The following is a 13,774-nucleotide window of genomic DNA, read 5'->3' on the forward strand; positions in this document are numbered from 1 at the left end:
TTGTTGGATTAATTAGCCCGATGATCGTAAAAACCCTTAATTTGAAGTATACGCCGGATGCGCTGTTGCACCGCTTTTCTGCGCTTGCTCATCGTCCCTGGGCGATGCTGCTCACCTCTGGCCATGCTGATCACGCCGATAATCGCTTTGACATTTTAACGGCCGATCCGCGTACCACGCTCACCACGCGCGGTGAGATGACAGAAATCGACTGCGACGGCAAGGTGATCCTCTCCGCTGACGACCCGCTGCGTCTGGTGCAGCAGCAGTGCGAAATACTTGGCTGCTCACCCGCGTTTAACGCCGACCTGCCTTTTCAGGGCGGTGCGCTGGGTTTGTTTGGCTACGATCTCGGGCGGCGCTTTGAAACCCTGCCGCAACGCGCCGATCAGGATCTCGCCACGCCGGATATGACCGTGGGCATCTACGATTGGGCTTTGATCGCGGATCATCATCAGCAAAAACTCACCTTAATCTCGCTCACTGATGCCGGGCTACGCTGGCAGTGGCTCCAGGCACAGGCGATTCCGCAGCCTCAAGGTTTTGCGCTGACCAGCGACTGGCAATCAAATCTCAGTTTTGAAGAGTACGCCGCGCGTTTTGATCAGGTTCAGCGCTACATTCAGGCCGGTGACTGCTATCAGGTGAATCTGGCACAACGCTTTAAGGCTAGTTATCACGGCGACGAATGGCTGGCCTTTTTACGACTCAACCGCGACAACCGCGCGCCCTTCAGTGCGTTTATCCGCTTACCTAAAAGCGTCATTCTCAGTCTTTCACCGGAACGCTTTCTCTCGCTTCAGCAAAAAGAGATTGAAACCCGTCCGATTAAAGGCACCCTGCCACGCTTAGCCGATCCAGAAGCCGATCGCTTGCAGGCAGAGAAACTGGCCCATGCGGAAAAAGATCGCGCTGAGAACCTGATGATTGTCGATTTGCTGCGTAATGACATCGGTCGCGTGGCTGAACCCGGCAGCGTCAGCGTTCCTGAGCTGTTTGTAGTGGAACCTTTCCCGGCGGTGCATCATCTGGTGAGCACCGTGCGAGCCCGATTACCTCAACACCTCACCGCGACCGATCTGCTGCGCGCCTGTTTCCCCGGTGGCTCGATCACCGGCGCACCAAAAATTCGCGCTATGGAAATCATTGAGGAACTGGAACCGCAACGGCGAAATGCCTGGTGCGGCAGTATTGGTTACATCAGCCTGTGCGGTCGCATGGATACCAGCATCACCATCCGTACGTTAATCGCTGAAAATCAACATCTCTATTGTGCGGCGGGAGGCGGTCTGGTGGCGGATAGCGATGTTGAGCTGGAATATCAGGAGACCTTCCACAAGGTCAATCGTATTTTACCCAGTCTGAGCAACGAGGTTTAAATGAACCTGACGCTCGATCAGTTCCTGAACCGCTTTGTGATGCAGCCGCCGCTGAGTGGACCCAAAAGCGTCATCAGCGGCCGGCGAGCGGCCGTACTGGTGCCGGTGATTGCAGGTGCTGAACCGGGTTTGCTGCTGACGCGTCGCTCGTCACATTTGCGTAAGCATGCGGGCCAGGTGGCGTTCCCCGGCGGCATGCAAGATGCAACGGATGATTCGCTCATTCACACCGCACTGCGTGAGGCCGAAGAAGAAGTCGGCATTCAACCTGCGCAGGTCAACGTTGTGGGTGTCTTACCGCCCGTGACCAGCAGCACCGGTTTTGCCGTCACACCGGTGGTCGGTATCATTCCCGCAGGTCTGTCCCTCAATATTAATCCTGATGAAGTGGAAAGCACCTTTTCAATGCCGCTGGCTGAAGCACTGCGCCTCAGTCGCTACAGTGGACTCACCTTGCGCCGCGGTCATCGTCAGCATCAGGTGTGGTTGTCATGGTATGAGGATTATTTTATCTGGGGCATGACCGCCGGAATTATTCGCGCATTGAGTCAACAAATCGCCCTTCCCTGAGTTCCGCACTGCTTGATACTTCGGCCATAAACTCGATCCACTTCACACCAGCAGAATGGGATAACTATTTCTGTGGCTTATAATTAGTTTATTTCATGCGAAAAGCTGCTCGCTGAGTCACGCGGACGATTACTATTAGCCGCATAAACGGCCTCAGCCGTGCAGAATAAGATTTGTGAGGAGTGTCACCGGTGATTAGTGTTTTTGACATGTTCAAAGTGGGCATTGGCCCATCCAGTTCACATACCGTAGGTCCGATGAAAGCGGGCAAGCAGTTTGTTGATCTGCTGGCCGAACAGGGCAAGCTGCAAGACGTGACGCGCGTTGCCGTCGACGTTTATGGCTCGCTGTCGCTCACGGGCAAAGGTCACCATACCGATATCGCCATCATTATGGGGCTGGCCGGCTTTGAGCCCGCCACCGTGGATATCGATAGCATCCCCGCCTTTATTAAAGACGTAGAACAGCGCGAGCGCCTGCTGCTGGCGAACGGTGCACCTGAAGTCGACTTCCCACGCGAAGGCGGCATGGTGTTCCGCAGTGAAAACCTATCGTTGCATGAGAACGGCATGACGGTCTTTGCCTTCGCTGGCGATCTGTTGATCCTGTCCAAAACTTACTACTCCATCGGCGGCGGATTTATCGTTGATGAAGAGCATTTTGGTCAATCCGTGCTGGATGAAGTATCGGTGCCATACGCGTTTAACTCTGCCAAAGAGTTGTTGAGCCACTGCCATCAAAGCGGGTTGTCGCTTTCCGGTTTGGTGATGAAGAATGAACTGGCGTTGCACAGCCGTGACGACATTTATGCCTATTTCGGCAACGTGTGGCAAACCATGCAGGCCTGTATCGATCGCGGTTTAAATACCGAAGGCGTATTGCCTGGACCTCTGCGCGTGCCGCGTCGTGCTGCCTCACTGCGTCGTTTGCTGGTTTCTTCTTCCAAGCACTCCAATGACCCGATGAACGTGATTGATTGGATCAACATGTTTGCCTTAGCGGTGAATGAAGAAAATGCCGCCGGTGGACGTGTGGTCACTGCGCCAACCAATGGCGCCTGCGGTATCGTGCCTGCCGTGCTGGCCTATTACGATCACTTTATTGAGACCGTGACGCCGGACATTTTCATTCGTTATTTCCTCGCTTCAGGCGCTATCGGCATTCTGTATAAAATGAATGCTTCTATTTCCGGCGCTGAAGTGGGATGCCAGGGTGAAGTTGGCGTAGCCTGTTCGATGGCCGCTGCAGGTCTGGCGGAATTGCTCGGCGCCAGCCCGGAGCAGGTGTGCGTTGCCGCTGAAATTGGCATGGAACATAACCTGGGATTAACCTGTGACCCGGTGGCAGGTCAGGTGCAGGTGCCGTGCATCGAGCGTAATGCCATCGCCTCAGTGAAAGCCATCAATGCCGCGCGCATGGCGCTGCGCCGTACCAGTGAGCCTCGAGTCTCGCTGGATAAGGTGATCGAAACCATGTACGAAACCGGTAAAGACATGAATGCCAAATATCGTGAAACTTCACGCGGTGGTCTGGCGATCAAAGTTCAATGTGACTAACCAGGTATGCTGAAAAAATAATCAATTAGATATTTTTCTGCATCTCTCGCTACCTCCTTGTGAGTAAACCAGATACATTAATTTGCGCGCGGTCCTTAGTGGCCGCGCTGTTTTTTAGTGCCGCTTTTTTTCTCTGCGCTGCGCTAAACCTGGCCGCCTCTATGCCGATAACCTACACGTTAATTTGGCTTCAATTTTTGTTTTCCAAGGTGGTTACTGATGCTCATTCCCCAGCAATTTGTCGGTCAATTTCGCCGTAAGCGTTTGCTTATCGCGTTGGTGATCGCCGCGCTGGTTCTTATTCTCACGCTGACTTTTCGTTATATCGAAGAGAAATCACGTATTGAGCAGCAGTCCCTGAATTTTGCCAGCCGCGCCATTGAGCGCTTTGACCGTATGTTCTCTCCGCTGGATGTCTCCGCCAACAACACGCTGGGGCTGGTCGGTGTACCTTGCGCGCAGGTGCGCTATCCGTTGATCGAAAAGATTTCGTCATTACAGACCGTGCGCACCATCCTGCTGGTGCAGGACGACAGTATTTACTGCTCCAGTATTTACGGTCCGCGCAACATTTCGTTTAGCCAGACCTATCCGGAGCTGGCGATTAACAATCAACGTATGATTCTGACCACGGATAATTATCTGCTGAAGGGCTCACCTGTATTACTGCTGTGGACGCCCAAATCACTGGATAATCGCGATGGTCTGCTCCAGGTTATCAATGTCGAGTTGATGACCAACTATTTGCTGGAGCCGCAGTTACCCTGGGTTGAACGGGCTATTTTTAATGTCGGCGGACAGAGTCTGGAATACGGCAATCCGTTGATTGAAGAGACAGAGCCATCGGAAGATGAAGTGGCTTTCGACCAGTCTTCACTGCGTTATCCGTACAGTATTACCTTGTATGGCCCTTCTCCGGCGCGTCTGGCGCTGCACACGCTTCCTTCCCAGTTACCGCTGGCGGTGCTGCTGAGTTTGCTGATGGGTTATATCGTTTGGTTAGCCACAGCGAACCGCATGAGCCTCAGCTGGCAAATCAGTTATGGCATTACTGCGAATGAATTTATGGTGTATTGCCAGCCGTTGATCAATGCCAAAAGCGGCGAGTGCGATGGCATCGAGCTGCTGTTGCGCTGGCACAATGCGCGTCAGGGATGGGTTGCGCCGGATGTGTTTATCCCGTTAGCCGAGCGCCAGAATCTGATAGCGCCACTGACGCGCTTTGTGTTAGCGAAAGTGGTGGATGAGTTGCCCAATCTGCCGCAATGCTCCTCTTTCCATATTGCGATTAACGTTGCTGCCAGTCATTTCCGCGACCGGGCAATTGTCGAGGATCTGCAAAACATCTGGTGGCCGGCAAACCCACTGCCGAAGTTGGTGGTCGAGTTGACCGAGCGCGATGCGTTGCCGGTGATTGATCAATCTGTGGTGTCGCAGTTGCATGAGATTGGCGTGCGTCTGGCCATTGATGATTTCGGTACCGGACACAGTTCACTGGCTTATCTGAAAGACCTTAAGCCCGATGTGCTGAAAATTGACAAGATTTTCACTGCGGCCATTGGTACCGACGCGATTAATGCCACGGTGACAGATATGGTGATTTCGCTGGCGCAGCGTTTGAACATTGCGTTGGTGGCCGAGGGTGTGGAAACCGCCGAGCAAGCGCACTATCTGCGTGAGCGCGGCGTGGATCATTTACAGGGCTATTATTACGCCCGTCCGATGCCAATCGAAGATTTTCCTGTGTGGCTGGAACAGCATCAGGCGCATTTGAGGGCCTGATGGTGCGTTGCTGTGTCTGGTGGTGCGTTCCAGCCGGTAAAGGGGGATGTTCCGTAAAGACGGCGTGAATACATCCCTGTAGCCTCGGACGCCGCATCCCTGTGGCGTACGCTTTACTCCTCATCCCCCTTTACCGGCTTCATGTGGCGGTTTTGCGGTTTGCATAATGCTGTACCGGGAATGGGTCAGTCGCGTTGAGCGTTTAGCATACTGGTTCATTGCCTATTCCTCATTGTGAGTGTGAAAGGTTTCAACGCCATTCAGGGCGAAACAGATACTGGTTAATCACATTTTCCCCGGTGAGTGAGTAAAATGTGTCAACGCTATTTAGGACGGGTCAGATAGAGGATAATCACGCTGGGTGCGTTTAACGTACTGACTCATCACATTCTCCTCAGAAAACTGAGAAAAAGTGTCAACGCTATTCAGGACGGGTCACAGGAATAAAAAAGGCCGATATCATGGATATCGGCCTTTTTGGTGACAATCAGCTTAGCGCTTACGCGTCATGCTCTTCATCTTGATGCGGCTTATCTTTGGTTACGCGTACCAGGTCGATACGGTAATCGGTAGCCTCAATGATTTGGAAATGCAGCGGCGGCAGGTCGATGATCTCACCGGGCTGCGGCAGCTGGCCTTTCTGGGCAATCAGCAGACCCGCCAGCGAGGCATGATCCTCCTCCCGATCAACCAGATCATGATGGTCAAGCAACTGCTCCAGAGAGTGCAGATCGGTACCGCCCTTCACTAACCAGCCATCGCCATCCGCAATAATATCTGGCGTTTCGTCTTCATCCGGGAACTCACCGGCAATCGCTTCCAGCACGTCCAGCGGGGTAATCAGACCTTGTACGACACCAAACTCGTTGGTGACGATGACAAAGCTGCCCTTGGCACGGCGCAGCACGCCTAGCAGGTTGATCGGGTCCAGCGTTTCAGGGACCACTATCGCCGGAGTGCTTGCGGCAAAGGTCGCCACATCCATGCCATGCTCCAGCGCCACCAGCAGTTCTTTGGCACGCACTACGCCGATGATTTCATCCAACTCACCGCGACATACCGGGAACAAACTGTGCGGCGTGTCGAGCAATTGAATGCGAATTTCATCCATCGGACGTTCGGCATCCACCCAGGAGATATTGCCGCGCGGCGTCATGATGCTACGAATGGAGCGCTGTGACAGCGTCAACACACCGTTGATCATGTAACGCTCTTCATCTTTAAACGCTTCCTGTGGCATCGCTTGCGTCAATGCAGCTTCTTCAGTGGTTGTCGCCTGATTACGCTGGCGACCGCCCATCAGACGCAAGATGGCTTCGGCCGTACGTTCACGCATCGGACGATGTTCCTGATGGCGAATAAAGTTACGGCGCGCTATCTGGTTGAAGAGCTCAATCACAATCGAGAAGCCAATCGCGGCGTACAGATAACCTTTCGGAATGTGGAAGCCAAAGCCTTCAGCCACCAATGACAAACCGATCATCAGCAGGAAGCTTAAACAAAGCACCACTACCGTTGGGTGGGCATTCACGAAGTTGGTCAACGGCTTTGAGGCCAACAGCATCACACCCATGGCGATCACCACGGCGGTCATCATCACCGGCAGATGGTTGACCATACCTACGGCGGTAATCACCGCATCGAGCGAGAATACCGCGTCCAGTACCACAATCTGGATCACCACAGCCCAGAAGCTGGCATAACCTTTATTGCCCTGTTGTTCCATGCCGCGGCTTTCCAGCCGTTCATGCAGTTCCATGGTTCCTTTGAATAACAGGAACAAACCACCAAACAACAGAATTAAATCTCGTCCGGAAAAACTGAAATCGCCTACGCTGAATAGGGGTCGCGTCAATGTCACGATCCAGGAAATCAGCGACAGTAAGCCAAGTCGCATAATTAAGGCGAGTGACAGACCGATCAGACGCGCTTTATCACGCTGTTTCGGTGGCAGCTTGTCCGCAAGGATGGCGATGAACACCAGGTTGTCGATGCCGAGAACGATCTCCAGCACGATCAGCGTCAGCAAACCCGCCCAAATTGAGGGGTCGAAGAGAAATTCCATCAATGACTCCTTGCAATACAGAGGGGCGAACGAGATTGAGCCTGCGCCGTAAAGCGAGACGAGAGTTCGTTAGCAAATGAGGTCACGCTGAAGAGCGTTGTAGTGTGCGCCAGAAAGCGCTGAGAACATGTTGAGCGACGTCGGTGACGGTCCATATAGGTGAGCTGAAGCCCGATACTCCTGAATATTAAACAGATCGCTAATGTATCAGTTACATCAACGGCGTCAAAAAATTTTATTACATTTACAAATAACTGCACAAACGCAGGAATAACGAACATAAATGCAATTTTGCAGCGTTACGCTCGAAATAGCTGACAAACATCACATAAATTATTTTTTCGCGCACTAAAATAAATCGCGACCTTACTGCTGTGCAGCGGACAGTTGCGGATTATTGAATGATGGCTTTCTTCATCCTAGACCAAAACGATCCACCTGAATCAACAACGGTAATTCTCAATGATTCCCGGCAATGCCAGAGAATCTCTCATGCGAACGGAGGTAGCAAGTGACCATTGCTATTGTAATTGGTACACATGGCTGGGCGGCAGAACAGCTGCTTAAAACAGCAGAAATGTTGTTGGGTGAGCAGGAAAATGTCGGATGGATTGATTTCGTGCCCGGCGAAAATGCAGAAACGCTAATCGAAAAGTATCAGGCGAGACTGGCAGAACTCGACACGTCGAAAGGCGTGCTGTTCCTGGTGGATACCTGGGGTGGCAGCCCATTCAACGCGGCCAGCCGCATTGTAGTGGACAAGCCGGATTATGATGTCATCGCCGGCGTGAATATTCCGATGCTGGTGGAAACCCTGATGGGCCGCGATGACAACCCATCCTTTGAGGAACTGATTCACATTGCCGTGGAAGCCGGTCGCGAAGGTGTTAAAGCCCTTAAGACCGAAACCCCTACCCCGGAAGCTGCAGCACCCGTTGCCGCAAAAGCCCCGGCGCAACCGCAAAAGCCTCTGGCTCCGGGCGAGCACATGAAGATCGGCCTTGCCCGTATCGATGACCGTTTAATTCACGGCCAGGTGGCAACCCGCTGGACCAAAGAAACCAATGTTAATCGCATCATTGTGGTGAGCGATGAAGTGGCAAACGATCATGTGCGTAAAACACTGCTGACGCAGGTAGCACCCCCGGGTGTTACCGCGCACGTGGTGGATATCGCCAAGATGATCCGCGTGTGGAACAACCCGAAGTATGGTCGTGACCGCGTGATGCTTCTGTTCACTAATCCCACCGATGTAGAACGGGTTGTTGAACAAGGCGTGGATATCAAGTCGGTTAACATCGGCGGCATGGCATTCAAACAGGGTAAAACCCAGGTCAATAACGCAGTGTCAGTGGATCAGAAGGACATTGAAGCCTTCCGTAAACTGAACGACCGCGGCATCGAACTGGAAGTGCGTAAAGTATCAAACGACCCAAGACTGAAAATGATGGACCTGATTGCGAAGGTCAATCAGTAGTTCGCTTTTGCCTGCGCTGGCGGGCGAATACTTGAGACCTTGCTGAGGAGAAAAGCAATGGAAATAACCATGCTACAAATCATCCTGATATTTATTGTGGCCTGTATTGCCGGGATGGGATCGATTCTTGATGAGTTCCAGTTCCACCGTCCATTGGTGGCCTGTACCTTGATTGGTGCGGTTCTGGGTGACATGAAAACCGGTATCATCATCGGTGGTACGCTGGAGATGATCGCGCTGGGTTGGATGAACATCGGTGCGGCGGTTGCACCCGATGCGGCTCTGGCCTCCATCATTTCGACCATTCTGGTTATCGCCGGTGGCCAAAGCGTTGGTGCCGGTATCGCACTGGCGATTCCACTGGCAGCAGCCGGTCAGGTTCTGACCATCATCGTACGTACCATCACCGTTGCCTTCCAGCACGCTGCCGATAAGGCCGCCGAGAAAGGCAATCTGAGCGCTATCAGCTGGATTCACGTCTCTGCCCTGGTATTGCAGGCGATGCGTATCGCGATTCCAGCCCTGATCGTGGCGATTTCAGTGGGTACCAGCGTGGTGCAGGAACTGCTGAGCTCAATCCCAGAAGTGGTCACCAACGGTCTTAACATCGCCGGCGGTATGATCGTGGTGGTCGGTTACGCGATGGTCATCAACATGATGCGCGCGGGCTACCTGATGCCGTTCTTCTATCTGGGCTTCGTGACTGCAGCCTTCACCAACTTCAACCTGGTCGCGCTGGGTGTCATTGGTGTGGTCATGGCGGTGCTGTATATCCAGCTGGCGCCTAAATATAACCGTACAGCAGGCGCTGCCGCTGCCGGTCCTGCACACAATGACCTCGACAACGAACTCGACTAGGAACAGGTGAAATCATGGTTGATACAACGAATACTCAAAAGAAACTCACCCCAAGCGACGTCCGTGCTGTGTTCGTCCGCTCTAACCTGTTTCAGGGTTCGTGGAACTTTGAACGTATGCAGGCGCTGGGATTCTGCTTCTCCATGGTGCCGGTGATTCGTCGCCTTTATCCTGAGAACAACGACGATCGTAAACAGGCAATTAAGCGTCACCTGGAGTTCTTCAACACCCATCCATACGTGGCGGCTCCTGTGCTTGGCGTAACCATGGCGATGGAAGAGCAGCGAGCTAACGGCGCGGCGATTGATGATGCCGCGATCAACGGTATCAAAGTCGGTTTGATGGGTCCGTTGGCTGGCGTAGGTGACCCGATCTTCTGGGGTACAGTGCGTCCGGTGTTTGCTGCACTGGGTGCGGGTATCGCGATGAGCGGCAGCCTGCTAGGCCCTCTGCTGTTCTTCATTCTGTTTAACGCCGTGCGTATGCTGACGCGTTATTACGGTGTGGCGTATGGTTATCGCAAAGGCGTGGATATCGTTAGCGATATGGGCGGCGGCTTCCTGCAAAAACTTACGGAGGGGGCGTCGATTCTCGGCCTGTTTGTTATGGGGGCCCTGGTCAACAAGTGGACACACGTGAACGTGCCGCTTGTGGTGTCGCGCATTACCGATCACACCGGTAAAACCACGGTAACCACCGTTCAGTCGATTCTCGATCAGCTGATGCCGGGCTTAATCCCGCTGTTGCTGACCTTCGGCTGTATGTGGCTGCTGCGCCGCAAGGTTAACGCACTGTGGATTATCGTGGGCTTCTTCGCCCTGGGTATCTTTGGTTACTGGATCGGCCTGCTCGGTCTGTAATCATCTCGCCGGGGGCTTCGGCTCCCGGCCGTTTTCAGCGAGGTTACCTGAGCGCCAACGTTGAGGTAAATTCGGTTGAGGAAGAAAATGTAATGTCACTGACTGACGCCCTGATTGCCCTGCTGATCATCGCTTTTGCCGCTTTCGCCATCTATGACGATGCCATTCTGCCGCGCCGCAAAGGGCCGACCAGACTGCGCGTCGCGTTGCGTCGTCGCCACAAAATCGACAGTGGTATCTTTATCGTTTTGCTGTTGATTTTGCTGTGGAACAACGTCAGTAACCATGGCCCGCAGTTGAGCACAACGCTCCTGATGGTGCTGTGCTTTATGGCAATCTGGCTGTTCTGGTTACGTACGCCAAAATTGTTGATGAAGACCGAAGGACTGTTCTTTGGCAGCGTGTGGATCGACTACCGTCGCATTCAAAGCATGAATTTGTCTGAGGATGGCATCTTAGTGATGCAACTGGAGCAGCGTCGCCTGCTGATTGCGGTGAAACAGCTCGACGACCTGGAGCGTATTTACAATACGCTGGTGGAGGCGCGTTAAGCTCGCTGCCAAAGCGTCAGCATGAAATCGGCGTTGCAGCTAAAGGTATCGGCTGCCGCCAGCTGTTGCCAGACTTCTTCACGCGCGCGCCAGGCAAAGGGCGTCATCTGCAGCAGGCTCACCGCTTCGGCCCCGTTTAACGTCATCTCGTAACGCAGATTGTGTTGCTCGACCTGAGTAAAACCTTCGTACGCTTTTTCTTCTGCCGCGTGCAGCTGTACTTCACGATAAATGAGCGCTTTGAACTGCTGCAGATGATGTGGGCCCGGTGTTACCGTCAGCAGATAGCCACCCGCTTTTATGACGCGACTCAATTCCGCTTCGTTGCAAGGAGCGTAAATGCGCACAATGCCATCCAGCGATGCGTCGGCGAAGGGTAAACGCTGGCTGGAGGCGACACAAAACTTCACTGCACGATAGCGTTTGGCCGCCATGCGAATGGCCGCTTTTGCCACATCAAGGCCAAACAACTGCGCTTGTGGAAGGGCTTCCGCCATTGTTGCAGTGTAATAACCTTCACCACAGCCAATATCCAATACCTGAGCAGCCTTGCCATTCAGGCGCTGCACCAGATGTTGCGCCACCGCATCGCGCAATGGCTGATAGTGTCCGGCATCAAGAAACGCTCGACGTGCCAGCAGCATTTCAGCGCTGTCACCCGGTTCCTTTGAGCCTTTATGCTGCACCGGCAGCAAATTGACGTACCCTTCTTTCGCCTGATCGAACTGATGGCCTGCATCGCAGCGGAAGCTATTGGCTTGCTGGTGCAAATTTTGCTGGCAAAGGGGACAAATCAAAGACATAGACAACTCCGGGTTCACGATTCGCGCGCAGTTTACCCTGATCATCTGGCAACAGAAAGGATAAAAGAAAAGCCCCGGTCAGAGACCAGGGCTTTACGATTCGTGTCAGCGGTGCATGGCACCGAGTCTGAGAGCGAAATCAGATAGCAGTAACGTTTACTGCAGCTGGGCCTTTCTGGCCGTCCTGAATTTCGAACTCTACAGCCTGGCCTTCAGCCAGAGTTTTGAAGCCGTTACCCTGGATTGCAGAGAAGTGTACGAACACGTCTTTGCTGCCGTCAGCAGGAGTAATGAAACCAAAACCTTTAGACTCGTTGAACCACTTAACCTGACCTTTAATCTTTGCCATTTTTGCAAATTCCTTTGATTGTTTATATTGCCCGAAGGCAGTCTTACAGATAAACCAGAGACGTTACTGAATGAGGCACTAATTTAAGGTTCGGCAAGGAAGCGGAATTCAACGTCAACGTCTTTACTCGTAACTTCTTTACTGAAGATGCCATACATAAACAGAACTGTACCTCGTTTGACCCAAGAGTCGTTATCACATATTCGCAAATTAATGGCAAGCCATTTTTAAACGGTGAACGACATGACGCACATAATTGGCGGTTGCCCCGCATTCTTCTACCACTGGCATATTGACAGATGACTGAATAACTGCGCAAAAAATTGTTATATGTCAGGGTAGTTAGCGCCACTGCAGACGTTAGTCAAGCGTAGCGGCGCAAAACAAACCAGCACAATTAAAGCGGTCTAAGGTACGCAAAAAGTATTGCATTAATATGGCATTAATAAAATATTCCGGCAAAAAATTAACCTTTAATGCAACAATCGTGCGCCGCGCAAAACTTGTACAATGAGATTAATTAAGTACAAGTCATTAATTGTTTTGCACCAAAATCAGGAAAATATAAGCGGCATTGCCCCAAATATATGCACGACCATTTTGGCGGTTATCTTATTTTTATCTAACGACGCTACAATTAAATGTTAAAAAAACGCACCGCGTCACTTGATTTAACAAAACGGGCTTAGGACTCATCTGAACCGCTATTCTGCAGGCTTAAGCTTGAACCTATTCTCCACGGCATAGCGCGTGTCAGATTCAACCGTTGGTAGCAATGATTGCGCCAAATCGATAGGAATCCCATTCACGGGAACATCTGCCAGTGCAAATACGCTGCAGTGGATCGGCAGCGTTAACACGCGCGCCATCATTTGCCATAAATTACCGCCTGACCGGGATCCAGATGATGCCCATGCATGAGCCATTTTGGTGCATAAGGGCAAATCGACAACGCAGCAAGATTGAAGGGCTGAAAGCGTTAAGATTGAAGCCCAAAGCAGCAGCGGCAAATTGTCTGCTTTACGCTCACGCCACCAGCGCTGCACATCCCCTGGCTGGCGCAATTCTGGTTCCGGGTTGCGGAATCCGCCTGGCGTGTGATGCGCCAGCGTTGCGTCGTGCCAGGGGGTGTTGCCAAACCATTACTGCTTAATTTTTTGCTTAACGTTCTGGAATCATACGGATGAAGTCGCGTTGTTCAACGGCGTCCTCTTCCTCCTGCTGTTTTGCTGTGGCAGGTTGAGCATCCGCCAGGCGGCGCAACAACGCATTTTGTTTTTTCTGCTCTTCCAGCAAGGCTTCCAGTAAGCGGATCTGCTCACTGGCGCGCACGCTGGCCCGGTTAACGAAGAACCAGGCTATCAGGGCCACAACGATAAGGATGGCCAGTACGCCATAACTCAACAACGGACTGGTATTTGCGGCTAAATCGTTCATCACTGCCTCTATTGTCAAACGTAAAACACTACACCGCCGCCGATTCTACTCGTTGTGCGCGGAAAAGATAATGGTTGCCAGTCGAAA

At 52.5% G+C, this 13,774-nt stretch carries 13 protein-coding genes; 8 read left to right on the forward strand and 5 right to left on the reverse strand.

All coding sequences use genetic code 11. From position 1 onward, the window contains the following. Positions 1–20: 20 nt before the first annotated feature. The 4 genes from pabB (at position 21) to ACXI0A_RS12855 (ending at position 5,287) form a co-directional block, all read left to right on the forward strand. The gene (gene pabB, locus ACXI0A_RS12840) at positions 21–1,379 is read left to right on the forward strand and encodes an aminodeoxychorismate synthase component 1 (RefSeq protein WP_476148481.1); all 1,359 of its coding nucleotides are present in this window, start codon (positions 21–23) and stop codon (positions 1,377–1,379) included. Then, entirely contained in the window at positions 1,380–1,949 is a 570-nt protein-coding gene (locus tag ACXI0A_RS12845) for a CoA pyrophosphatase (RefSeq protein WP_476148479.1), read from the forward strand. It begins immediately after the preceding gene. A 191-nt stretch (positions 1,950–2,140) separates the two neighbouring features. Next, positions 2,141–3,505 carry an L-serine ammonia-lyase gene (locus tag ACXI0A_RS12850; RefSeq protein ID WP_476148477.1) on the forward strand — a complete coding sequence of 455 codons (1,365 nt, stop codon included), beginning with the start codon at positions 2,141–2,143 and terminating at the stop codon, positions 3,503–3,505. A 219-nt stretch (positions 3,506–3,724) separates the two neighbouring features. Continuing rightward, positions 3,725–5,287, forward strand: coding sequence for an EAL domain-containing protein (locus ACXI0A_RS12855; protein WP_476148475.1), 1,563 nt, complete (start codon positions 3,725–3,727; stop codon positions 5,285–5,287). Between the two features lie 499 nt (positions 5,288–5,786). Here the strand turns inward: ACXI0A_RS12855 and ACXI0A_RS12860 are convergent, their stop codons facing one another. After that, positions 5,787–7,352 carry a TerC family protein gene (locus ACXI0A_RS12860; protein ID WP_476148473.1) on the reverse strand — a complete coding sequence of 522 codons (1,566 nt, stop codon included), beginning with the start codon at positions 7,350–7,352 and terminating at the stop codon, positions 5,787–5,789. 511 nt (positions 7,353–7,863) lie between these two features. Between ACXI0A_RS12860 and manX the strand changes: the two genes are divergently transcribed. From manX to ACXI0A_RS12880, 4 genes are all read left to right on the forward strand, one after another. Further along, a complete protein-coding gene (gene manX, locus ACXI0A_RS12865; RefSeq protein WP_224931785.1) occupies positions 7,864–8,829 on the forward strand; it encodes a PTS mannose transporter subunit IIAB in 966 nt (321 codons plus the stop codon). Positions 8,830–8,886: 57 nt separating this feature from the next. Then, on the forward strand, positions 8,887–9,687 hold the full coding sequence (locus ACXI0A_RS12870; protein ID WP_224931784.1) for a PTS mannose/fructose/sorbose transporter subunit IIC: 801 nt from the start codon (positions 8,887–8,889) through the stop codon (positions 9,685–9,687). Between the two features lie 14 nt (positions 9,688–9,701). Next, a complete protein-coding gene (locus ACXI0A_RS12875) occupies positions 9,702–10,547 on the forward strand; it encodes a PTS mannose transporter subunit IID (RefSeq protein WP_224931782.1) in 846 nt (281 codons plus the stop codon). Between the two features lie 92 nt (positions 10,548–10,639). After that, a complete protein-coding gene (locus ACXI0A_RS12880; protein WP_224931780.1) occupies positions 10,640–11,098 on the forward strand; it encodes a DUF986 family protein in 459 nt (152 codons plus the stop codon). Here the strand turns inward: ACXI0A_RS12880 and rlmA are convergent. The 4 genes from rlmA to ACXI0A_RS12900 all read right to left on the reverse strand — a co-directional run bounded on the left by rlmA (position 11,095) and on the right by ACXI0A_RS12900 (position 13,687). Then, on the reverse strand, positions 11,095–11,901 hold the full coding sequence (rlmA, locus tag ACXI0A_RS12885; RefSeq protein WP_476148470.1) for a 23S rRNA (guanine(745)-N(1))-methyltransferase: 807 nt from the start codon (positions 11,899–11,901) through the stop codon (positions 11,095–11,097). The genes ACXI0A_RS12880 and rlmA overlap by 4 nt on opposite strands. A gap of 139 nt (positions 11,902–12,040) precedes the next feature. After that, positions 12,041–12,250, reverse strand: a complete 210-nt coding sequence (cspE, locus tag ACXI0A_RS12890) for a transcription antiterminator/RNA stability regulator CspE (RefSeq protein ID WP_034828712.1) — start codon at positions 12,248–12,250, stop codon at positions 12,041–12,043. An 83-nt stretch (positions 12,251–12,333) separates the two neighbouring features. After that, positions 12,334–12,408: a DUF2627 domain-containing protein gene (locus ACXI0A_RS12895; protein WP_128599124.1), complete on the reverse strand. Its 75-nt coding sequence runs from the start codon at positions 12,406–12,408 to the stop codon at positions 12,334–12,336. 1,003 nt (positions 12,409–13,411) lie between these two features. Next, on the reverse strand, positions 13,412–13,687 hold the full coding sequence (locus tag ACXI0A_RS12900; protein WP_224931775.1) for a YebO family protein: 276 nt from the start codon (positions 13,685–13,687) through the stop codon (positions 13,412–13,414). Between the last annotated feature and the right edge of the window lie 87 nt (positions 13,688–13,774).

Source organism: Pantoea sp. C1E2 (assembly GCF_056491465.1).